Origin of the sequence: Bradyrhizobium sp. CCGUVB1N3 (genome assembly GCF_024199925.1) — a bacterium.
GTDB lineage: Bacteria > Pseudomonadota > Alphaproteobacteria > Rhizobiales > Xanthobacteraceae > Bradyrhizobium.
Map to the genome: position 1 here is coordinate 5903849 of NZ_JANADR010000001.1, position 20521 is coordinate 5924369.

Genomic DNA, 20521 nt, shown 5'->3' on the forward strand with positions numbered 1-20521 from the left:
TCTCATTTTGCAACGCTTTCTCGCTCGCGCTTAAGCTTCGGAACGACTCCGGAACGAATCGCGGCCGAATCGCTGACTCCCCTTGGCTTCCGGATTCGTTCACGCAACATCTCGCGCCAGCCGTTTTCAGGCGCACTAGATGGAGTTTTGGCCGTCGGCACAAGCGGCGTTTTCGGGGCGAGTTCCTTAATGTTGGGGACGGACCGGAGTCGAATCAGAATCGACTGAGAGTCAAATGGATTCATGTCGCGCCTCTCACCCTCCCCTGGAGGGGTCCGAGACGAGCGTAGCTCGCTCGTGGGTCGAGCGCGCGTAGCGCGAGCGGGGTGGGGTGACAGTCTCTCCACCTCAACAGTGCCCGCGCGGAGAGATCACCCCACCCCGGCGCTTCGCGCCGACCCTCCCCCTCCAGGGGAGGGTGAAAGCGGCGGCGCACACGCCACGCAACTTTTTGCGAAAACAACCCCATGCACAGTAGGAATAGACGGTCGCGGCGGCAATTCCCACCATATGTAGTAGGTTCGCTACCTCACCGTCATTCCGGGACGCGCCGTCAGGCGCGGGCCCGGAATGACAACGCCTACTGCGTCTTCGCGACCTTCGGCGGCTGGGGGGCGGTGATGAAGCTGGTGGCTTCCAGCATGGCCGGGCCCAGCGGGGTCGGGATCTTCACCCAGAACGGCACCAGGATGCGGGTGCCCGCCACGGGGGCGAAGGCGATCTCGATGTTGCGCTGAGCAGCGAGGTATTTGATGACCGGGCGATCCGGGATGTAGCCGGCGACCGGCACGAAATAGAGCGCGCAGACCACGACCGGACCGCGATAGCCCTTTTCCGCCTTCACGCTCTCCATGCGCTTGAAATCGAGCTTGAGGTCGTAGCGCATGCGGCCGTCGAACACGGGCGCACCCAAGTGGCAGGCCTCCGGCGACACCGGCTCGCCGGTGCCGGGCACGCGCAAGAGCGAGGCCGTCATCGGATCCCAGACGCCGCGGCGATGCGCCTCGGTGACGACGATACGGTCAGGATCGACCGGCGGCTCGGGCGCGATGCCGAACTCCTTCACATTGCCCTTGTCGAGGACGATGTGGATCTCCTCGGTCTTCTTCGAGGTGGTGGTGGAGGCCTGGTAGCCGGTGGCAACGAGGGCGCCGTTGACGACGCGCCCTTGGCTAGCGCCGGTGCCGGACCCGCCGGTGAAGGATTTCAGGATGCCGATGGTGCCGCCGCTGGCCGCGGCCGAGAACACGTCTTCCTGGATGTCGATGGTCCAGGCGCCACGGCCGACCGGAATGCCCGACAGCGTCGCCTCATACTGCGCCTCGAGCCGCCCCTGCGCCGACGCAGGCGCCATATCCCAGCCGAGGCCGCAAAAGGCCATCAGGGCCAGCCAGCCGCGGGCACGCGGCCGGGGCGAGAAAGGAAGAGGCATGATCACGTTCAGTTGCAATCCAGCGGGTGCGCCAGTCCTGTTACTTAAGCCAAAACCGGCGGCAAACAATGTCAGCGTCGAGCAATCCGCGCCCGTCCGCCTGGAACCGGCCTCTCTTTCCGCCCCGATTACGCCCTTTATGTGATGGTAAGGCGTTTCAATCATTGCCGTTTTCGTGAGTGGCGGCCGCGTACTCGAAAACCTCTCCCGCTTGCGGGAGAGGTCGGCGCGAAGCGCCGGGTGAGGGCTCTCTCCGCCCAGGGACACCCTCCGCGAACCTCAAAGGCTCTCGCCCGTGGAAGCACCCTCACCCCGACCCTCTCCCGCAAGCGGGAGAGGGGGAACTGGCACCGGCGCAAGGCGAAGCACCTGCCTCAAATCCTTGACTACCCGCCCCTTCCCCCCTATACGTCCGCCCGCTCCCTGCAAGGACAGAGAATTTGTAACCCCCGTGGCGCCCCGAATGGCCGCCGCAAATCGCTGGGGGAAAGGATAAGGGTTTTTAACATGTCTCGCCGCTGCGAACTGACGGCCAAGGGCCCCCAGACTGGCCACAAGGTCAGCCACTCCAACATCAAGACCAAGCGCCGCTTCCTGCCGAATCTCGTCAACGTGACCTTCATCAGCGAAGCCCTCGAGCGCAACGTGCGCCTGCGCGTCTCCACCAACGCGGTCAAGAGCGTCGACCACAATGGCGGCCTCGATGCCTTCCTGCTCAAGGCCAAGGCCGACGTCCTGTCGCCGCGCGCCCTCGAGCTGAAGCGCGCGATCCAGAAGAAGGTCGGCGGCGCTGCGCCGGTCAAGAAGGCGAGCTAAGAGATCTAAGAGCTGGGCCGGGGGCACGCGTAAGCGTCGCGTGGCGTAGCTTTAAAAGCGTTGAGTTTGAGTGACGGCCGGGTCGAGAGATCCGGCCGTTTTTGTTTGGGCACGCATCCTAGCGTCGCGACTAGGTCCGGGGTAAAACTGAGCCAAAGGCTTCAAATAGTTTAGCTTTCAAGAGGTAGCCTTAAGCGTCTGCCAAGCGGAAGCGTATCTTCCTGATGCATAGTTACCAAAAGCAAACGGTTGCCGTGCACAATCAACTCGACGACCACGTCGAGGGCGAGCGACAGACCTATCTTCGTGTCGCGGAGATTGTGTTGAGCAAGTCTCGTGTCCCACTTAGCGCAAGCGAGATCGTCGATCGGGGGGTCGAGCACGGACTCTTTGGCGACCATGTGATGGGACGCACGCCTCAGAAATCCATGCAGGCTCGGCTCAGCATCGACATCTTGCAGAGGAAAGCTGATTCCAGGTTTGTCCGCACTGGTCGGGGACGCTTCACTCTGCGCACTTCACTAGGTTCGCCAAACAGCGAACTCGGTATGGCAACCGGCGAAATCCAATCGGAATATGTGGCTGAACGTCGGACTCTTCGCACGCCGCGCGAGGAAGTTCTTTGCGTTCCCGAGTCCGCTTTTCGCGATGTGCTGACGTTTCAGGGGATCGACACGGACACCGCCCCAATATTGGGCCAACTACTCAGCGAAAGGACAACTGTTTACCTTGGACGATCCCAAGCCGAGGTCTACAACGACGCAAAGCAGTTCATAACCTACGTGCTGGTTCAGTGCGGACAGCGCCTTCTGTTTTTTAAACGATCCTATCTTAGTCGAGCAGCCGAGTTCCTGAGAGGGTCAAAATGCATCGGCTTTGGCGGCCACGTAAGCGCTGCCGACTTAGACATGTTGTCCCGTACTGACTTCGGATTGTCCGCCTGTGGCCGCCGCGAGCTAGCGGAAGAACTCTTTCTACCGGAGTTGCCCCGACAGAAACGCAAGGTTTCGACCGAAGCGGGCCTTACAGATAAGGCAACTATAGATCTCTTCCAACGCGTTCCGTTAGAATGCCTCGGCGTCTTGAACGACGATTCTTCGGAGGTTGGGCGGAGGCACGTTGCGGTTGTCTACCGAGCGTGGCTCCCAGATTGGAACATCGCCAAGAAGCTGCAAAAGGGTGACTCGTCGATCAAGGGGCTCGGATGGATAGACCTTTCTGCGGACAAAGTTGACATAACGGATTTCGAGTATTGGTCCCAACTTTGTCTTCGGCGCTTCTATCCTTCTACTCTTTTTGCGAGAGCGAGGTTTGAGATACTCAACAACTCTCGTTTGGCAAATGATCGCGTCCTAGTCGTCGCAGGCAGAATTGGATCAGGAAAATCAGAGACTGCTAACTATTTGAGCCAGCGCCTTCATTGCTCCCTCGTCAGGACGGGAGATCTGGTCCGTGAGCTAATGGGCTCACCTCCTATCGCCGAGATCGGACGAGAAGAATTTCAAGCGAGGGCCTACCGATTCATTAGCGCGGAAGGCGGCACCCAAAAGCTGGCAGAGGCAATCGCCAACCAGATCGACCGCAACAGCGGGACCCGTGCGATTATCGATGGCATTCGGAACCTCGACACATTCGAACACCTTGAGAAACTTTGTCCTGGCGGAGTTGGCCTACTCTTTGTTCAGACGCCGCCCGACGTCGCCTTTGATATGTACCGGGCGAGAGAAGCGGGGACACTGAAATTCAGCTATCGTGACTTTCTGAGGGTCTACGACGCCCCTGTTGAAGCAGAGATATCAAGCCTCGGGCGCCGAGCTAATGCATACATCTATAACTCATTTGGCATGGAAGCCTTTCGTCGAACACTGGATGAACTCTTACCGAGGATGCGTTCATAACGTGGGAAACAATGGCGGCTCGGCCGCTAGTCGGTACCGCATAAATTCCTTGAGCGCTTTGATCGACTGCGAGACGGCCAACTTATCGCTGAGACCGGAACGATCGTCCTTGACGATCTCTGCATAGGTCTTTCCACCAAAGCCATCCGGGCAGAAGATAGTATCCCAATAAAATTCTCTCGTTCCTCTTGCGATGTTACTCAGAGAGCCCTGCGCTTCCCCGACAAATGTGTGGACGTTCAGCCCGTCGCAATATCCGACGACAGCTCGCGCAATGGCCCGACTGGTAAGAGTCGAGCAGGCGGCCACGAATTGCTCCGGCGCAAGCGAATCCCACATTGGCTGAGTAAGTCCGCCTGGAAAGGATTTAGCTTCGAACCCTTCCAAAATCAGGCCGGCATGTTCCACGATACAAGGGACCTGAATCTGCCGGTACGCTGATTCGACTTTGAATTTCACCATTGCCACGAGATCGCACAGAAGCGGCTCGGTCGTCGCCACTTTCCGAAAGCGAACGTCGAAGAGCTCGCCAAGCTTTTTGCCGGTCGGCTCAAGCTCAATTATATCCTTCGCTAACGCCCATTCCTCCTTCTTGAAATCACTCCAAGAGCAGTAGGCGACCTGTATGGGAGAATGGCTCATCTCTAACTTCTCATGCCGTGAAGTATTGCAGCCACGTTCGCCGATATATCCTCAGCACCTACCGGTATGACTTCAATATTGCGCTCATTGAACAATCGTCGCTCGAACTCAGAAGGCTCTGGGAGAATTATGTATGCTCTTCTTCCACTAGAGGAGTTGGGCAGATCGGCGAATAGCCGATTAACGATGTGAAAGATGTAGTTTACGTTTGGATCACGAAAGCTATATCCGATGAAAAGAACAGCTCTTCCAAGAATGTCCCCGCGCAGCTTGAAGTCCATTGGGCTTTCGAGTCGCATTCGTTCCATGTATTGCGATTCCGAAACCACCATCTCTTTCGGGTTGTTGAAGTCTCCGTGAAATTTCACAACCTCGACCACGGACCTATCGTGAGCGATGGTGTGCTCGCCGGACACGATGTGAGTATTTCGCCGACTCTTCTTTAGGGCCCGCTCGATGAAGTCATCATAGTTTGTCGTGTAGTAGAGACTGCAACGATCCAACTGCACCAACTCTGAATGTATTGGTGAAGCAAGGATGTCCGCATCCGTCGCTTCCGAAAACTGCAACGACAGCCAATTCGTTAACGGCGCGAGTTCGCGATTCAAAATTTTGAAGTACTCAAGTATCTGAAGATCATTGCCGCGGAGGCGAAGCAAGTTTGCCTCGTTGCAGCCGATCAGCGCGGCTGCTTGATCCACCATTGCCTCCCATGATGGCCCTCTCTTCGTTCCTCCTCCCCAAGTGACTGACATTGAGGCCCCGGCACCAACAAATGGGACCACGCGCCTATCGCGATACAATCTCCGCAGATCGAGAGGACAATTCATTGATTTTTCCTCACCAGCAGACGAGTAAGGCTATGGAAATGAGGAATGCCATTATGGGGATGGACCTCATGAATGATGGAATTTGACTCGAGTAGGATCGACTGCCCCCGGTACTGGTCAACATAGAATGAGTGGGGCATCAGGGTCGGTGAAAAGTTCGGATGGGCCGACAGATCATGCGGACCATCGTTGAATGAAACTAGAAAATGAAGTCCGTTGACGTGCGTCCTCTGTAAGGCCGTTTGGAGGAGTGACGACATTTGTTCAGGGGAAGAGAGACAGTGTGCGAGGCCATACAGAACAACGACATCAAAGAGCTCCTTCTTGGCCAGGTAAGTGAGTGCATCAGAAACGAGCCATTCAATCCGCAAATCTTGAAATGCTCGCTGTCCATTGCTTATGGCCTTGGCGGAGCAATCAACGGCTATTACGCTTGCACCACACCGAGCAAACGCTGCGGCGTTCTTCCCCTCACCGCAGCCGAGGTCGAGCACGCGCATCCCGCGAAGATCCCGATGCTCTTCAATGAACGACGCTATTAATGAACCAGGGGACGTTCCCCAGAAACAGTCGCAGGCCGTATAGCCTTCGTCGTAACCGCCAGATTTGCTGTCGCCCGTCATAAGCCCGCAGTATGGTCTACTAAAAAAGACGCACAGCTTATGAATATCGACACCTTTGCGCAATCACTGGTTGCTTGAATCCCCACCTAGCTGACTGGCGCCATAGTGCCGTTGGCGCTGTTTGCGCTATACGCGCCCCGGCAGCATCACCGAGTGGACGCTTCGATGGAGCACGAAGCCAAGAACGAAACCACAAACCGCACCCAAGAACGTCGTCATCTGCTGCGACGGGGCAACGAGATCTCCGAGAACATCTCCAATGTGCTCAAGCTGTATCGCTGCCTGCACAAGACCGAGAAGACGCGGCCGCTGCAGCTGGTGGTTCTATGATCCCGGGGTCGGGACGGCCACGGAGCCGACGACGTGGCACCCCCGGAAGGCCAACATCAATCCGGTGCCCGGGCTCGCTCGCGCGTTAACCGTCCATTAACCAACGCAGCCTAGCCTCAAGTCATCGTCCAGCCATCATCAGCCCGAAATGCCTCCCCGGTTCAATCCAGGAAGACAGCCGATGTCCGTTGAGTTGTTGACGTATGCCGAGCTAGGCGCCCGCCTCAACATCTCGCGGGAGGCCGCTCGTTCGCTTGCCAGGCGGCGCCGGTTGCCGCGCTCGCGGTCGGATGATCGCAAGGCTCGGGTGAGCGTCGATTTCTCCGAACTCCGCTACAGGCCCCGCCCGCGACTCGGTCGCCGCCAGGCGGACCCCATCGCCGTCTCCATGGCAAAGATCGAGGCATTCAGGAGCGAGGCGTTCAAGGCGGAGATCGCGCGGCTCGAAGCAAAGGCAGCCGGCTACAGGGCGGATTTCGAGCGCGAGCGCGAGCGTGCCGATCGCCTGGCCGTCGAGCTGCTGCAGGCGGCGGCCGAGACGAGAGCAGCCAATGAGTGGGCGGCACGATTGGAAGATGAAGTGGCGGATTTGCGGACCGGCCGCCGGGCCGGCGGCTCGCTCGCGGGACAGGCCGCGCTTCGCTTGGGACGTCTGGCCGCTTCCATCGTGCAATCAGACCGCGCGGCTTGCAGGTAGCACGCGATAGTTTTCTCAAATCCCCGGCTTGCCGGACCAACGCGAGGGAAGAATGGCTGGCAACACCGATATTCACGAAATGAGGGCGCGCATCGTCGTGTTTGGAGTCGGCGGCGCCGGCGGCAATGCCGTCAACAACATGATCACGGCCGGGCTGCAGGGGGTCGAGTTCGTCGTCGCCAATACCGACGCGCAGGCGCTTGCCATGTCGAAGGCCAAGCGACTCATCCAGCTCGGCACCCACGTGACCCAAGGCCTTGGCGCCGGCTCGCAGCCCGAATTGGGACGCGCCGCAGCCGAAGAGGCCATCGATACGATCCGCGATCAATTGACCGGCGCACACATGGTGTTCGTGACGGCTGGCATGGGCGGCGGTACCGGCACCGGGGCTGCGCCTATCATAGCCAGGACCGCGCGCGAGCTCGGCATTCTCACGATCGGCGTGGTCACCAAGCCATTCTACTTCGAGGGCCAGCGCCGCATGCGCTCTGCCGAAGCCGGCATCGACGAGTTGCTCAAGACAGTCGACACCCTGCTGATCATCCCGAACCAGAACCTGTTCCGCGTGGCCAGCGAGAAGACCACATTCGCCGACGCCTTCGCCCTTGCCGACCAGGTGCTTTATTCGGGCGTGGCCTGCATCAGCGACCTCATCGTCAAGGAAGGCCTGATCAATCTCGATTTTGCCGACGTTCTCTCCGTCATGAAGGAGAAGGGCAAGGCCATGATGGGACGGGGCGAGGCGTCCGGCGAGAAGCGCGTGCTCGCCGCCGCGGTGGCCGCGATTTCCAATCCATTGATCGAGAACCCATCGATCAAGCGCGCCAGTGGCCTCATCATCTCCATCACCGGCGGCAAGGATCTCATGCTGTACGAAGTCGACGAAGCGGCGACCCGCATTCGCGATGAGGCCGATCCGGACGCCAACATCATCGTCGGCGCGTCCTTTGACGAGAGCCTCGAAGGCATCGTCCGCGTCTCGGTGGTGGCGACCGGAATCGATAATCTCGACCCGGCGCAACAGCCGCCGGTGGAAAGCTTACTCACGCAGCTCGCCGGCAGGCTGCGCAACGACAGCCGCCGCATCGCCGATCGCATCGAGCGCAGTGCACCCCTCCCGCAATTGGAGAGCCCGCCGCTCCGGCCGGAGGCCCGCCACAACGTGGGGCAACCGCCAAGGCCTACTCCGGAATATGCGCGCCACGCGGCTCCTCGGCCGCTCGATCCTTACGGCCGCTCCTCGCCGCGCAATTCGACCGACGACGGCATTCTCGATATCCCAGCCTTCCTGCGCCGCACCGCCAGCTGAGCGGTGGCAGGAAGCGGAGTTGCTTGTCTCCAATGCCTGAAATGGACCGCTGCTACGCGACGCAGCAACAACCTAGCCGTCGTCCCGGCGAAGGCAGGGACGACGGCGGAGTTTAAGGCGCGCCGTGTGCCGATCCTTCACGCTGCCGTGCTGCGCGGATCGTCCCTTTTTTCCGCCTCCTTGTCGCGAGACAACCACGCTGGGAAACGAAGCAGGCGATCGTTGTTGTCTTTTGGCGGCTCGATGGGCGCCTCGCTGGCCGAAATCGGGAGGTCCAGTTCAGCCTGTCCAACCCGCACCGCATCCGCGCGCTGATCCAGTCCGCGCAACAGCGGATCGAGCACGCTGTCGATTTCGGTCGCCACCGACACTAGAAAACTATTGAGCTCGCGAGCCTCGGGCATAACTGCCGCAGCCGGCTCGATCGCCTTGCAGAGACCATCGACGACAGGTGCAAACGCGCTGGCAGCTTGTGTGATTCGCGTTCTTATCGCTTCGATTTCGCCCAAAACGCGATCCCGTTCCCGCCTTTTTTTCTCCTCCGAAAGGCGGGCTTCAAGTTCGGCGATCTGAGCCGTCAGGGTCGTGGCTTCGGATGCAAGTGCATCGCGCCGTCCGCGCACGCGATCGAGATCGCGGCTGAGATTGTCCACTAAGTCGTCCTTTCCGAACATTGGTTTGCTCCGTAGGACAGCCGTTTTGCTCCGAAAGACAGCCTTTTTGCTACGCAAGACAGCCTTGTTGCTACGCAAGACAGCCTTGGCGCGAACCGCCAGCGTGGCAGCCGAACGAATGGCCGGATCGGCCAAGCCAGGCATCAACTTCGGTCGCATCACATGGGCCGACATGGTGACCCCCAATCGTCCGCATTAGGCGACCGCATGGTTAACAAGCGGTTAATTTCAACAGCCGATGCTCGCTGCCATCCAATTCCGCCATACTCGCCCCACCCCTAACCCCGAAAATCAATGCTCCGCAGCACGATCCCCGGCGGGGTGCCCTCGAACTCCGTCGCGCGATATTTGCTTGCGGCGCACGCCTCGATGCGGTCGCGCAGGCGGATGAACTGCGCTTCGCGCTGTTCGGGGCGGACCTGCGGGCCGCGCTCGAGAGAGTCCATCGCGGAGGTCGAGATCGCGCACGGAATCTCCCTGGGCCCGTCCTGCATAGAGAACCGCACGATCATCCGGTCGTATTCGTGGCCGATATAGCGGCCGCTCGTGAGCGTCATGGGCCAACTCCCTTGAACATCAATATCGCCCGACGGCCGGGTTCGCTTCAGCCCTCCCCCGAGAGCCGGGCGAAATCGTCGAACAGCGCCGCCACCAGCGCGCGGTGCCGGGTGTCGTCGGCCGGCAGGCTCGCGGCGTAGAGGTTGAGCACGTAGCGCGCCTTCGCCGCCGCCTCCGGCCACGAGGCGGCCGGAACGGTCAGCAGACGACTTTCGAGATCGGCCTCGCGCTCGCGCAGCTCCCTGAGATTGTTTTCGACCTCCGCCAGCGCGCGGCGCAGCCCGGTCGCCTTCTGGGCGGCCATGCCGCGGTGCTTGTCGAGATCGACCGGCTCGTCAGACATCAAGACCCCTCATTGGCAGAACTGTCATCGGACCAACTCGCACCGAAGCCATCCGCACCGGCGACTGCTGCATCGCCAGTGCTCGCATCGATGCGCTGCGCCTTTCGCGAGAGGACCCCAACCGCCGCTGATATCCGAACATGCGCCCATTCAATGCGAATAGCCATTGCCTTGTCGCGCGCGCCGTGCAGGCGGACAGCGTTACGATGACGGGGGCTCACGCGCGCGTTTTAGCGCTCGCTATTCGCCGGCCGCGGGCGTAGGCTCGGATATCATCGCATTTGTCGACGGCATCGACCGGTGATTGAGGGTGATTTGCGCTCCCGCCGCCTGACAAGCAGGAGCGCGTTCCGGGCGGCGGAGTGGATCGTCCGACGTGGATCCTGCCGACTTGGATCGTGCCGGCTTGGATCGTGCCGGCTTGGATCGTGCCGACAGTGATCGTCGTTTCTTCTGCTTCTCGTTCTTGTTCTTTTGCCCGGAGCCGCCGTCGTCAATGGCCAGGACAAGTCGCGTGCCATATCTGGTCAGCGGGACCAATGAATACGGCAGCTCCAATCTCGGCCGCGGCACGGCCGCGGTCGCGCTCCGGCTCGCAAGGAAGCTGCTGCGCGAAGGCTACATGGACGTGAGGGTCTGCACGCCGCGGGGACGGGTGCTGCAATCGGACGAACTGGACGAGCTCAAAACACCACGGGAGGACAGCGCCATGGCAAAGGGCCAGCAACGCAGCAATCGTGAAGTCAAGAAGCCGAAGAAGGAGAAGGCCAAGGTGATCGCCGCCGCGCCCAGCCGCAAGGACGTCGCCTGGCAGCCGGACTTCGGCCCGACCAAGAAGAAGTAGTGAACCCCAGGCAGCCGGGTAAGGGGGGCTCTCCGCGAGTCTCGCTGTAACCGTGTTTGCGGAAGCAGCTCCTCACCCCAACCCGCTCAGCGCGAGCGAAGCGCGTCGCGCCCCCGTAAGAACGGGAGAGGGAGCACACCTTCGCGCGTACCGACATCGTCCTACCTCCGCCGCTTTTCCGCTATACTCGCCCCGGTAGCATTGCCGGAGGGGACGCTTCGATGGAGCACGAGGCCAAAAACGAAACTAAGAACGAACCCAGGAACGAACACACGACGGCACCCAGGAACGAACCGAAGAACATCGTCATCTGCTGCGACGGCACCGGCAACGAGATCTCGGAGAACATCTCCAATGTGCTCAAGCTGTATCGCTGCCTGCGCAAGACCGACAAGACGCGGCCGCGGCAGCTGGTGTTCTATGATCCCGGCGTCGGCACGGTCACGGAGCCTTCGACGTGGCACCGGCTGAAGGCCAACATCAATCTGGTGCTGGGGCTCGCCACCGGCTATGGGCTCGACGACAACGTGCTCGCGGCCTATGGCTTCCTGGTCGAGCATTACGCGCCGGGCGACCAGATCTATCTGTTCGGCTTCTCGCGCGGTGCCTATACCGTGCGGGTGCTGGCGGGGCTGATCCACAAAATCGGCCTGATCTCGCCGGAGCAGGCGAACCTCGCAGGCTCGGGGCTGATCGCCTACAAGCAATATTCCGGAACGGGCGAGGGCAACGATCTCAGCGCGCTGACGGATGCGGGCGCCGACGAGGACGGGCCGCTGCCGGTCGACCGCTTCGATCTCGCCGCGCAGTTCGCGCGCATCACCTCCTCGCGCTGGCCGACGATCCGCTTCATCGGCGTGTGGGACACGGTGGCGAGCGTGATCGTGCCGCGGCCGGACCGGCTGTACTGGCCGAGCCTGGAGGAGCTGGCGTTCACGCTGCAGAACCCGAGCGTGAAGATCTTCCGGCAGGCGATCGCGATCGACGAGCAGCGCTGCATGTTCCGCCTCAAGGAATGGATGGAGCCGCAGCAGTTCTGGAGCAACCGCTTCGTGCCTGATGACAAGAAGGAGCCGCAGGACATTTTGCAGGTGTATTTTGCCGGCGTGCATTGCGACGTCGGCGGCGGCTATGCCGAAACCGGCAGTAGCTTATCGAAATATCCGCTGCTGTGGATGATCGACGAGGCGAGCAAGGCGGGGCTCAACTTCAACCCGCGCACGGTGAACCAGCTCGCCTGGGGCGTCCAGCGCAAGAACAGCCCGTTCAGTTACGTGGCGCCCGATGTGAAGGGCCAGATGCACAATTCGATGACGGCTGCCTGGCGCGTGCTCGAATACATTCCGAAGAGCGCGAAGTACAAGGAATGGCCGGAGCGGCAGGTCTATTTCGGCTTCTACATCCCCGACTGCGAGCCGCGCCTCATCCCCGAAGGCGCGCATGTGCATGAGAGCGTGGTGCAGCGGATGGCTGATTTGCCGGACTACAGGCCGGTGAATCTGCCGAAGGATTTCGTCACCGTGCCGATGCCGGTCGCGCCGGAGAAGCCGACGACGGTGGAGGCGGCGTGAGGGGGCGAGGTGTGCGGCGTAAGGTGAGCACGCTGCGTTCCCTTCTCCCCTTGCGGGAGAAGGTGCCTTGCCGAAGGCAAGGCGGATGAGGGGTTGCTTCCGCGAACTCACATGCAACAGCTTCGCCCGCGGACAGATACCCCTCACCCGTCTCGCCGCTTTGCGGCGAGCCACCCTCTCCCGCAAGGGGAGAGGGGACGAGAGCGCGCCGCGGGGCGAGAGGAGCAGAGCGCAGCCACGCGTGGCTAACGCTTCCTGAATCGCATCGAGGAATCGCTAAAATTCTTACGGAAGGGTTAGCGTGATGGTGCGACACTCTGTGCCACTCTTTCCCGCAAGGACGCATCTCGCGTAAGGAGGACAAGCGACATGCAGCATCCGCGCCGATTTACACGCGTCAAGCCGAGCGGGCTGGTGTCGCGGCAGGCCAAGATCATCACGGACCCGAAGGCGCCGGTGATCGACTGCACGCTGATCGACTATTCGCCGGGCGGCGCCTGCGTCGATCTCGGCGGCCAGGTCAAAATCCCCGACCGCTTCGAGCTGCTGCACGTCAACACACGCAAGCGCTGCCGCGTCGCGTGGAAGCGCGGGACGAAGGTGGGCGTGGTGTTTTAGAGGGGGCTTGCCCCCTACTTCCGCCATCGTGCCTTCGTGCCCGCGACGATCTGCATGGCGACGCCGGCGATCCAGCCGAGGAGGACGAGCCAGGTCCAGACGATGTTCGGCTCCTCGCGCAGCACGATGACGGCGACGGAGACGAAGGCGGCAACGCTGGCGCAGAGGGTGCCGGCCGAGCTCAGGAATTCCGCGGCGTCGATTTGCTCGTGCGCCTGGTCGAAGGGAAGCTGCGGCGTGTCGATGCCGAGATAGAAGCCGACGGCACCCAGCAACATCATCAGCACCAGGAAGCCCTGCGTGGTCAGCATCGGGATCGCCGATCCGACATAGGCGCCGACGAACAGGCCGCACGCCGCCCCCGCCAGCGCCAGCCCGCAACGCTCCAGCAGGTGGGCAGACTTCCGGACACCATAGCGCATGGCAGGCCTCGCGGGATGTTGCACCGGCGAGGTTAGGCCAATTTCGAGAGTGGCGGAAGGTTAGTAGAGTCACGGAGGGGTGATGCGGGGTGGTGCGCTGCGCGCGTGAGGGAGGAGCAAGCGCGACCACATATACTGCTGTCGTCCCGGCGAAGGCCGGCAACTGTTATGTCGGCGCGGTCTGCAGGTAGGGCTTCCTGTCGCGCATCATGGCGTTGAGGACGGTTAGGAGCTTCCTGGCGACGGCAATGAGAGCGAGCTTGGCTGGTTTGCCGGCCTGTCGCAGTCGTGCGTAGAAGGCCTTGAACGGATCGGCCCGGCGAACCGCGTTGAGGGCAGCCATGTAGAGGGCGTCACGAACGCGCTTTCGACCGCCGGCGATCTTGCGTTTGCCACGGAAGGCGCCGCTGTCGACGTTGAAGGGGGCAAGGCCCGCGAGTGCCGCGATCTGTTTTGCACCAACACGTCCGAGTTCCGGCATCTTCGCGATGAGCTGCATGCAAGCCACGGGACCCACACCCGGCAGCGAGCGCATCAACTTTGCATCGTCCGCGATCTCCGGCTCGGCCTTGGTCAGCGCCTTGATGTCGGCTTCGATCTCGGCAACCTCGTCGTCGAGAACCTCGATAAGGCGGCTGATCCGTTCGGCCATGGCGCGGTCGTCAGCCTCGCTGCGCCGGTTCTTCTCCTGTGCGCGCATGAGAACCAGCTGATCCCGCCGTTTTGCAAGCCTCGACAAGGCGTTGCGGGCGGGATTGGCGGCCTGCTCAGTTGCCGGCTGCATGACCCGGCCAAAGGCCGCCAGCATCCGTGCATCGATCGGGTCGGTTTTGGCAAGTTGGCCGCTGGCCCGCGCAAAATCGCGAGCTCGAGCCGGATTGATCCGGGCGAAGCGGACACCGGCCTGATCCAGGGCCTCGCGAAGCGCGAGGTCATAGGTACCCGTGGCCTCGAAGACGATCAGCGCATCGCATCGCCAACGCGTCACCTGCTGTGTGATGGCCTGTGCCGCGTTGGCGATGCGCCTGGGCACACCGTCAGCTTCATCAAAGATATCGAGATGTTTTTTGGAGACGTCGATTCCGACGTAACGAAGGGGTATGATCACGGTGCCTGTCCCTGTGATGCGAGGTCTGTTGCCGCAGCCTCGTGCAACTGTTCAGGTTGGTAATGGAACGGGCGGGAGGCCGAGCCGGCTCACGGCGTCAAGCGCCAAGGACCCAACGGCTTCCCGCCCAACCCATCCTGACAGACTTCAAAGACACAGGGACCCATACTGCGTGATCTATCGGTGGCGCGCGGTGATAGTTGCCCTGTTAGCAACGCAACTGAGAGTCTTCGCCAAACTTCTCCCGGTGGTTATGGGTCCCGGCCTTCGCCGGGACGACGCTGCTATTGTGGCGCTGCCATCGCGCCCCCTCACCGCGCGCCGAACGTCGTCTTGCCGAACAGCGCCTTCTGCGTTGCGGGCTGCGAGCGCCAGTATTGCGGTGGGGCGTCGACGACACCGCCGAGTTCGGCGGCGGCGTGCCAGCCCCAGCGCGGGTCGTAGAGCATGGCGCGGCCGAGCGCGACCATGTCGGCTTTCCCGGATGCCACGAGCTCCTCCGCCTGCTTTGCCTCCGTGATCAGGCCGACCGCGATCGTCGGCACGCCGGTCTCGCGCCTGATCGCCTCCGCAAACTGCACCTGGTAGCCAGGGGCGAGCGGAATCTTCTGATGCGGCGATACGCCGCCGGAGGAGGCATCGATCCAGTCGACGCCGCGCGTCTTCAGCTCGCGCACGAAGCGAAGCGTCTGCGGCAGATCCCAGCCGCCCTCGACCCAGTCGGTCGAGGACACCCGCATGCCGATGGGCTTGTCATGCGGAAACGCCGCGCGCACGGCGTCGAACAGCTCGAGCGGGAAGCGCATGCGGTTGTCGAGCGACCCGCCATACTCGTCGGTGCGGCGGTTGGAGATCGGCGAGAGGAATTGATGCATGAGATAGCCGTGCGCGCCGTGCAGCTCGATCGCGTCGATGCCGAGCCGGTCGGCACGGCGCGCGCAATCGACGAAGGCGTCGCGGATGCGCACCATGCCGGCGCGGTCGAGCGCGGCAGGGGCCGCCTCGCCCTCCTTGTGCGGCAGCGCGGAAGGAGCGACCGTCTGCCAGCCGCCCTGCTCCTCCGCTAGCTGCTGCCCGCCGTCCCAGGGCCGCGCGGACGAGCCCTTGCGGCCGGCATGCGCGAGCTGCATCGCGACCGCGGCGGTAGAATGTTTTCGCACGGCGCCGAGGATCTGTTTCAGCGCGGCCTCGCAGGCGTCGCTGTAGAGCCCGAGGCATCCCGGCGTGATGCGGCCGATCGCCTCGACATGCGTCGCCTCGATGCAGAACATTGACGCGCCCGACAGGGACAGCGAATTGATATGGGTGAAATGCCAGTCGGTGGCGACGCCGTCATCGGCCGAATACTGGCACATCGGCGACACCATGACGCGGTTCTTCAATGTGAGGCCGCGCAGCTCGATCGGGGAAAACAGGGCGCTCATGCGGGTTCCGGCGGATGGAGGGGCGATGGGCGGAAAGTGTAGTGGCCGGGCGGGGGAATGCTAGCCGCGCGGCGGGAATGGCGGCTAGCGGCGGAGTGCATTGCGCTCTCGCATGGTCGCAAGGCGCGGCCATATCCTCCGCCTCGTCCCGGCTTTCGCCAGGACGACACATACCACCTACTCCCAGAACGCGCCCGGCTCGGGCTTGCCGATGCGAAAGCGGTCGCCGCGGACGAGCTCGACCTCGGCTCGCGCGGAGAACTCGACCGAATAGCGGCCGTCATCCATCTTGCTCGACTTGCAGAACGCGCCGAGCCTGTCGGCGAGGCCTGCGTCCTGCATCACGAACAGCCGATGCTCGGAAAAGCGAAAGCGGCGCGGGCCCAGCCATTCGACGCCCGGGCCGAAGGCGCGCATGTCGCCGTCGGTCTTGCGGTCGACCTGGTGCCCCGTCATGACGCGGAACAGGTCCGGCGTGGCGATCAGCTGCGCGCGGCCGCCCTCGATCCTGTAGATGTTCAGCGTGAGGATGTGGCGATCGCTGCGGAAGGAGACGGCGACGTAATGCGAGTCCGGCGACCAGCCGGCGTGATAGGAATCGGGTGCGGTATCGAGATTGTTGTTCTCGCTGATGTCGTCCAGCGTTGCGAGCCGGCGGTGGCCGGGCTCGGCCATCAGGTAGACGCGGAATTTGTCGCGGCCGCCCTCGCCGCTGCCATGCGCGGCGATCGACAGCTTTCCGTTCGGCGCCTTCCCGCCCGCGACGACGGCGTATTCGTCCTTGGCATAGTCGTGCTCCGCCGTGGCATGCGCCGGCGACAGGGCGGTGAGGGTGAGAGCAATGGCAAGCATGGCGCGACGGATGAGCATGACGATATGTCGCGGCACGGCGAGCGCGCGTTCAACACCCGCCGTCGTCCCGGGGCGCGCGAAGCGCGAGCCCGGGACGACAGCGCTACTCCACCAGCGTGAACTGCAGCAGCAGCGTGCGCTGGAGAAAGGAAAAATTATCGTCCGAAACCAGCGTCAGTACGGTCTCGCCATTCGCACCGAGATGGGCGTCGATGCCTTCCATGTTGTCGATCTCGTGGCCGAGATCGGCGGCGAAAAGCTCGGGACCGTCGACCAGCGCGCCAGGGGCGATCGATTTCAGGGGGATCGCGCGGATGCGGATGTTGACGCCGGTAAACCAGGAGAACTTGCGCTCCAAAATCAAAAGTTCGCCAGACGGCAGCAGCACGGCGTCGCTGATGTCGAAATTCTCGGTGCGGCGCACGCTGAACTGGCCGGGCGACGGGCCGCCGATCAAAAACGCGATCAGATTGCCGTCGCGATCGAGCCCGCGCTCGGAGAAGGCGATCAGCGTGCCGGCCAGGGGCTGCCCCTTTTGCAGGTCCTTCGGCACAAACACCAGCGCCTCGAGCCCCTTGTTGTAGGGCAGCTTCTTCGCCGCCGGCGGCAACGGCAGCACTTCGCCGCGAGCGCGGGTAAAGCCTTTGGAGAAATCGAAGCGCATCAGCGCATTGACGCGCTCGAGCCCGACATAAACGTTAGCGCCGTCGAGCGCGATCGATTCCGTGTCGTACCATAGCCGCTTCTCGGTGATCGGCCGCCCCTCGGCATTGAGCATCGGCGCGGCCTCGACGTTATCGAGCCCCACCATGTCGCGCCCGGAGTAGCGGATGGTGCCGCTGAACCATGCGCCCTGATCGGAGATCGCGATGAAGCGCTCGCCTTTCTTGCGCTCTCCTTGGGCGTCGAGGAAGCGGATGCCGGAGAGGCCGCCGAAGCCACGAAAGGGCGAGGTCAGCACCAAGCCGCTGCGATATTCCAGCGCGCCGAAGCGGGTGCGCGCGCGATCGCGGGGCTCGAACGAAGGAATCGGCCGCGCGTTCACCTCGATGGCGACCGGCTCGGTGACGGTGTGCTGGGCTTGGCCCGGAGATTTCGGCGACGGCTGAGTCGCGATCTGGGCACGTGCGTTTGCGGAAAGCGCGGCGCTGGCTGCTCCCGCCGCCGCATGGCCGAGAAATTGGCGGCGGGAGAAACGCGCGGTCACGAATGCAGTTTGCGGCGCGGCCGGCTTGCAGGTTGCGCGGGCGCTGCGTGCGTCTCGCTGAAGAGCTCGGCGAGCTTTTCGGTGATGGCGCCGCCAAGCTCTTCGGCGTCCACGATCGTCACCGCGCGGCGATAGTAGCGCGTGACGTCATGGCCGATGCCGATCGCGATCAGCTCCACCGGCGAGCGCGTCTCGATCTCTTCGATGATGTGGCGCAGGTGGCGTTCGAGATAGTTGCCGGCATTGACCGACAGCGTGGAATCGTCGACCGGCGCGCCGTCGGAGATCATCATCAGGATCTTGCGCTGCTCGGTTCGGCCCAACAGGCGCTTGTGCGCCCAGTCGAGCGCCTCGCCGTCGATGTTCTCCTTGAGCAGCCCCTCGCGCATCATCAGGCCAAGGTTTTTCCGCGCACGGCGCCACGGCGCGTCCGCCGACTTGTAGATGATGTGGCGGAGATCGTTGAGGCGGCCGGGATTGGCCGGCTTGCCGGCGGCAAGCCAGGCCTCACGCGATTGTCCGCCCTTCCAGGCGCGCGTGGTGAAGCCCAAAATCTCGACCTTGACGCCGCAACGCTCCAGCGTGCGCGCCAGAATGTCGGCGCAGGTCGCCGCCACCGTGATCGGGCGTCCCCGCATCGAGCCGGAATTGTCGAGCAGAAGCGTCACCACGGTGTCGCGGAACGTCGCTTCCTTCTCGCGCATGAAGGACAGCGGGTGATAGGGATCGGTCACCACGCGCGACAGGCGTGCGGGATCGAGAATGCCCTCTTCGAGATCGAACTCCCAGGCGCGGTTCTGCTGCGCCATCAGGCGGCGCTGGAGCCGGTTGGCAAGCCGCGCGACGATGCCTTGCAGATGCGCGAGCTGCTTGTCGAGGTAAGAGCGCAGCCGCTCCAGTTCGTCATGGTCGCAGAGATCCTCGGCGGCGATCACCTCGTCGAACTTCGGCGCGAAGGCGTGATATTCCGGCCCGCGCGGCTCGTTGGCCCCGCGCGAATTCGGCCGCGTCGCCTCGCCCGGCGTCTCGTCGTCGCCGAGCTCGCCGTCGTCGAAGGTATCGGAGGTCGAGGCCTGCGCGCTTTCCATCGCGCTCTCGCTCATCTCCTCGCTGGTCGCCTGCGCCTGGTCCGCGCTCATCTCCTGCGCGGCGTCGGAATCGGGCGAGCCTTCCGCGCCGGCCTGATCGTTGTCGCCGTCGCGGTTATCGTCCTGATTGTCGTCCTCGTCGGAATCGGCGTTGCGCTCGTCGCCGAGGTCGAGCGCCGAGAGCAGGTCATGCACGGCATCGCCGAATTTGGTCTGGTTCTCGACCAGGCCGTCGAGCCGGTCGAGCCGCCTGCCAATCCTGTCCTCCAGCGTCGGCCGCCAGAGATCGACCATCTTCTTGGCCGCCGCGGGCGGCGCCATCCCGGTCAACCGCTCGCGCACCAGCATCGCGAGCGCATCCGCCAGCGGTGCATCGGCGCGGTCGGTGATCTCGTCGAACTTGCCGCGATGGAAATGGTCGTCGAGCATCGCGGTGAGATTCTTGGCAACGCCAGCCATGCGGCGCGCGCCGATCGCCTCGACGCGAGCCTGCTCGACCGCCTCGAACACGCCGCGCGCCTGCGGATTGCCCGGCATCAACTTGCGATGCAGCTTCGGATCGTGACAGGCAAGCTTCAGCGCGATCGAGTCGGCGTGGCCGCGCACGATCGCCGCATCGCGCTTGGTCATTTTTCGCGCCGGCTCGGGCAGACGCGCCTTGCCCGGCGCAAGGCCGGGGCGCTCGGCGGCAAAGCTGATTTCGAGCTCGGGCGTCTTGGCGATCGCCTTCAGGCACGAGGCCACCGAGCGCTTGAACGGCTCGGTCGGCGCTTCCTTGGTGTTGCGGAACTTGGAGTTGGATGTGCTGCTCATAGCGACTTCGTAAACCAATGGCGCGTCACGCCGCCCGGATAGCCGTCAATGGCGCCGAATTCTTCGTAGCCGCTAGCGCGGTAGAAGCCCGGCGCCTGGAAACTCATCGTGTCGAGATAAGACCGGGTCGCCCCGATCTTTCTCGCCTCGTCCTCGATCGCCGCGATCAGCTTGGTGCCGTGGTCCTTGCCGCGGAATTTCTGCTCGATCCAGAACAGCTGGATGAACAGAACCTGCGTCCAGACCCCTCCGACGATGCCGCCGACGATCTTGCCGCGCTCTTTCAGGGAAATCGCGAGGCGCTTGTACTTCTGCTTCCCCATCCGCTCATTGTTGTAGGCAATGAGCCCGGCGAGCACAGCCTTCTTGGTCGTCCCAACGGTGCGCTCGACGGTGATGGTTGCCATGATTCAAACTACATG

The 20521-nt window shown here is 62.7% G+C and carries 21 protein-coding genes and 1 pseudogene; 8 read left to right on the forward strand and 14 right to left on the reverse strand.

Annotated features, from left to right (window positions below; all coding sequences use genetic code 11):
- Nucleotides 1–580 precede the first annotated feature (580 nt).
- Nucleotides 581–1381, reverse strand: a complete 801-nt coding sequence (locus NLM33_RS28175) for a DUF3108 domain-containing protein (RefSeq protein ID WP_254105903.1) — start codon at nucleotides 1379–1381, stop codon at nucleotides 581–583.
- 558 nt (nucleotides 1382–1939) lie between these two features.
- Here NLM33_RS28175 and rpmB point away from each other — a divergent pair.
- On the forward strand, nucleotides 1940–2248 hold the full coding sequence (gene rpmB / locus NLM33_RS28180) for a 50S ribosomal protein L28 (protein ID WP_254100924.1): 309 nt from the start codon (nucleotides 1940–1942) through the stop codon (nucleotides 2246–2248).
- Between the two features lie 224 nt (nucleotides 2249–2472).
- Nucleotides 2473–4146 (forward strand): HTH domain-containing protein, encoded by a 1674-nt coding sequence (locus tag NLM33_RS28185; RefSeq protein ID WP_254100926.1) that lies wholly within the window; start codon nucleotides 2473–2475, stop codon nucleotides 4144–4146.
- Here the strand turns inward: NLM33_RS28185 and NLM33_RS28190 are convergent.
- From NLM33_RS28190 to NLM33_RS28200, 3 genes are all read right to left on the reverse strand, one after another.
- On the reverse strand, nucleotides 4141–4788 hold the full coding sequence (locus tag NLM33_RS28190; RefSeq protein WP_254100928.1) for a non-canonical purine NTP pyrophosphatase: 648 nt from the start codon (nucleotides 4786–4788) through the stop codon (nucleotides 4141–4143). The two genes, NLM33_RS28185 and NLM33_RS28190, sit on opposite strands and share 6 nt — an antisense overlap.
- 2 nt (nucleotides 4789–4790) lie before the next feature.
- Entirely contained in the window at nucleotides 4791–5492 is a 702-nt protein-coding gene (locus NLM33_RS28195; RefSeq protein WP_254100930.1) for an SIR2 family protein, read from the reverse strand.
- Nucleotides 5493–5614: 122 nt separating this feature from the next.
- A complete protein-coding gene (locus NLM33_RS28200) occupies nucleotides 5615–6304 on the reverse strand; it encodes a bifunctional 2-polyprenyl-6-hydroxyphenol methylase/3-demethylubiquinol 3-O-methyltransferase UbiG (protein WP_254100933.1) in 690 nt (229 codons plus the stop codon).
- Nucleotides 6305–6386: 82 nt separating this feature from the next.
- Between NLM33_RS28200 and NLM33_RS28205 the strand changes: the two are divergent.
- From NLM33_RS28205 to ftsZ, 3 genes and pseudogenes are all read left to right on the forward strand, one after another.
- Nucleotides 6387–6650 (forward strand): annotated as a pseudogene (locus tag NLM33_RS28205) (phospholipase effector Tle1 domain-containing protein); the annotation flags it as partial.
- A 228-nt stretch (nucleotides 6651–6878) separates the two neighbouring features.
- Complete coding sequence (locus NLM33_RS28210) at nucleotides 6879–7268, forward strand: hypothetical protein (RefSeq protein ID WP_254100935.1); 390 nt, start codon at nucleotides 6879–6881, stop codon at nucleotides 7266–7268.
- A 52-nt stretch (nucleotides 7269–7320) separates the two neighbouring features.
- Nucleotides 7321–8577 carry a cell division protein FtsZ gene (gene ftsZ, locus NLM33_RS28215; protein ID WP_254100937.1) on the forward strand — a complete coding sequence of 419 codons (1257 nt, stop codon included), beginning with the start codon at nucleotides 7321–7323 and terminating at the stop codon, nucleotides 8575–8577.
- A gap of 137 nt (nucleotides 8578–8714) precedes the next feature.
- On the opposite strand, the gene NLM33_RS28220 is transcribed toward ftsZ, so the two are convergent.
- The 3 genes from NLM33_RS28220 to NLM33_RS28230 form a co-directional block, all read right to left on the reverse strand.
- Complete coding sequence (locus tag NLM33_RS28220; protein ID WP_254100939.1) at nucleotides 8715–9251, reverse strand: hypothetical protein; 537 nt, start codon at nucleotides 9249–9251, stop codon at nucleotides 8715–8717.
- A 278-nt stretch (nucleotides 9252–9529) separates the two neighbouring features.
- The gene (locus NLM33_RS28225; RefSeq protein WP_254100941.1) at nucleotides 9530–9808 is read right to left on the reverse strand and encodes a DUF1488 domain-containing protein; all 279 of its coding nucleotides are present in this window, start codon (nucleotides 9806–9808) and stop codon (nucleotides 9530–9532) included.
- Nucleotides 9809–9855: 47 nt separating this feature from the next.
- Nucleotides 9856–10152 carry a hypothetical protein gene (locus tag NLM33_RS28230; RefSeq protein WP_254100942.1) on the reverse strand — a complete coding sequence of 99 codons (297 nt, stop codon included), beginning with the start codon at nucleotides 10150–10152 and terminating at the stop codon, nucleotides 9856–9858.
- A gap of 514 nt (nucleotides 10153–10666) precedes the next feature.
- Here NLM33_RS28230 and NLM33_RS28235 point away from each other — a divergent pair.
- From NLM33_RS28235 to NLM33_RS28245, 3 genes are all read left to right on the forward strand, one after another.
- Nucleotides 10667–10996, forward strand: coding sequence for a hypothetical protein (locus tag NLM33_RS28235; RefSeq protein ID WP_254100944.1), 330 nt, complete (start codon nucleotides 10667–10669; stop codon nucleotides 10994–10996).
- Between the two features lie 221 nt (nucleotides 10997–11217).
- A complete protein-coding gene (locus NLM33_RS28240) occupies nucleotides 11218–12567 on the forward strand; it encodes a DUF2235 domain-containing protein (protein ID WP_254100946.1) in 1350 nt (449 codons plus the stop codon).
- Between the two features lie 369 nt (nucleotides 12568–12936).
- Nucleotides 12937–13185: a PilZ domain-containing protein gene (locus NLM33_RS28245; RefSeq protein WP_254100948.1), complete on the forward strand. Its 249-nt coding sequence runs from the start codon at nucleotides 12937–12939 to the stop codon at nucleotides 13183–13185.
- Nucleotides 13186–13199: 14 nt separating this feature from the next.
- Here the strand turns inward: NLM33_RS28245 and NLM33_RS28250 are convergent, their stop codons facing one another.
- The 7 genes from NLM33_RS28250 to NLM33_RS28280 all read right to left on the reverse strand — a co-directional run bounded on the left by NLM33_RS28250 (nucleotide 13200) and on the right by NLM33_RS28280 (nucleotide 20506).
- Nucleotides 13200–13607, reverse strand: coding sequence for a hypothetical protein (locus tag NLM33_RS28250; protein WP_254100950.1), 408 nt, complete (start codon nucleotides 13605–13607; stop codon nucleotides 13200–13202).
- 166 nt (nucleotides 13608–13773) lie between these two features.
- Nucleotides 13774–14715, reverse strand: coding sequence for a transposase (locus NLM33_RS28255; RefSeq protein ID WP_254098909.1), 942 nt, complete (start codon nucleotides 14713–14715; stop codon nucleotides 13774–13776).
- Nucleotides 14716–15026: 311 nt separating this feature from the next.
- A complete protein-coding gene (locus NLM33_RS28260; RefSeq protein WP_254100952.1) occupies nucleotides 15027–16139 on the reverse strand; it encodes an NADH:flavin oxidoreductase/NADH oxidase in 1113 nt (370 codons plus the stop codon).
- A 177-nt stretch (nucleotides 16140–16316) separates the two neighbouring features.
- Nucleotides 16317–17009 (reverse strand): hypothetical protein, encoded by a 693-nt coding sequence (locus NLM33_RS28265; RefSeq protein WP_254100954.1) that lies wholly within the window; start codon nucleotides 17007–17009, stop codon nucleotides 16317–16319.
- An 85-nt stretch (nucleotides 17010–17094) separates the two neighbouring features.
- A complete protein-coding gene (locus NLM33_RS28270) occupies nucleotides 17095–18198 on the reverse strand; it encodes an esterase-like activity of phytase family protein (RefSeq protein ID WP_254100956.1) in 1104 nt (367 codons plus the stop codon).
- Entirely contained in the window at nucleotides 18195–20099 is a 1905-nt protein-coding gene (gene cobT / locus NLM33_RS28275; RefSeq protein WP_254100958.1) for a cobaltochelatase subunit CobT, read from the reverse strand. Before cobT ends, NLM33_RS28270 begins: the two co-directional genes overlap by 4 nt.
- Nucleotides 20096–20506: a GNAT family N-acetyltransferase gene (locus NLM33_RS28280; protein ID WP_254100960.1), complete on the reverse strand. Its 411-nt coding sequence runs from the start codon at nucleotides 20504–20506 to the stop codon at nucleotides 20096–20098. Before NLM33_RS28280 ends, cobT begins: the two co-directional genes overlap by 4 nt.
- Nucleotides 20507–20521 lie beyond the last annotated feature (15 nt).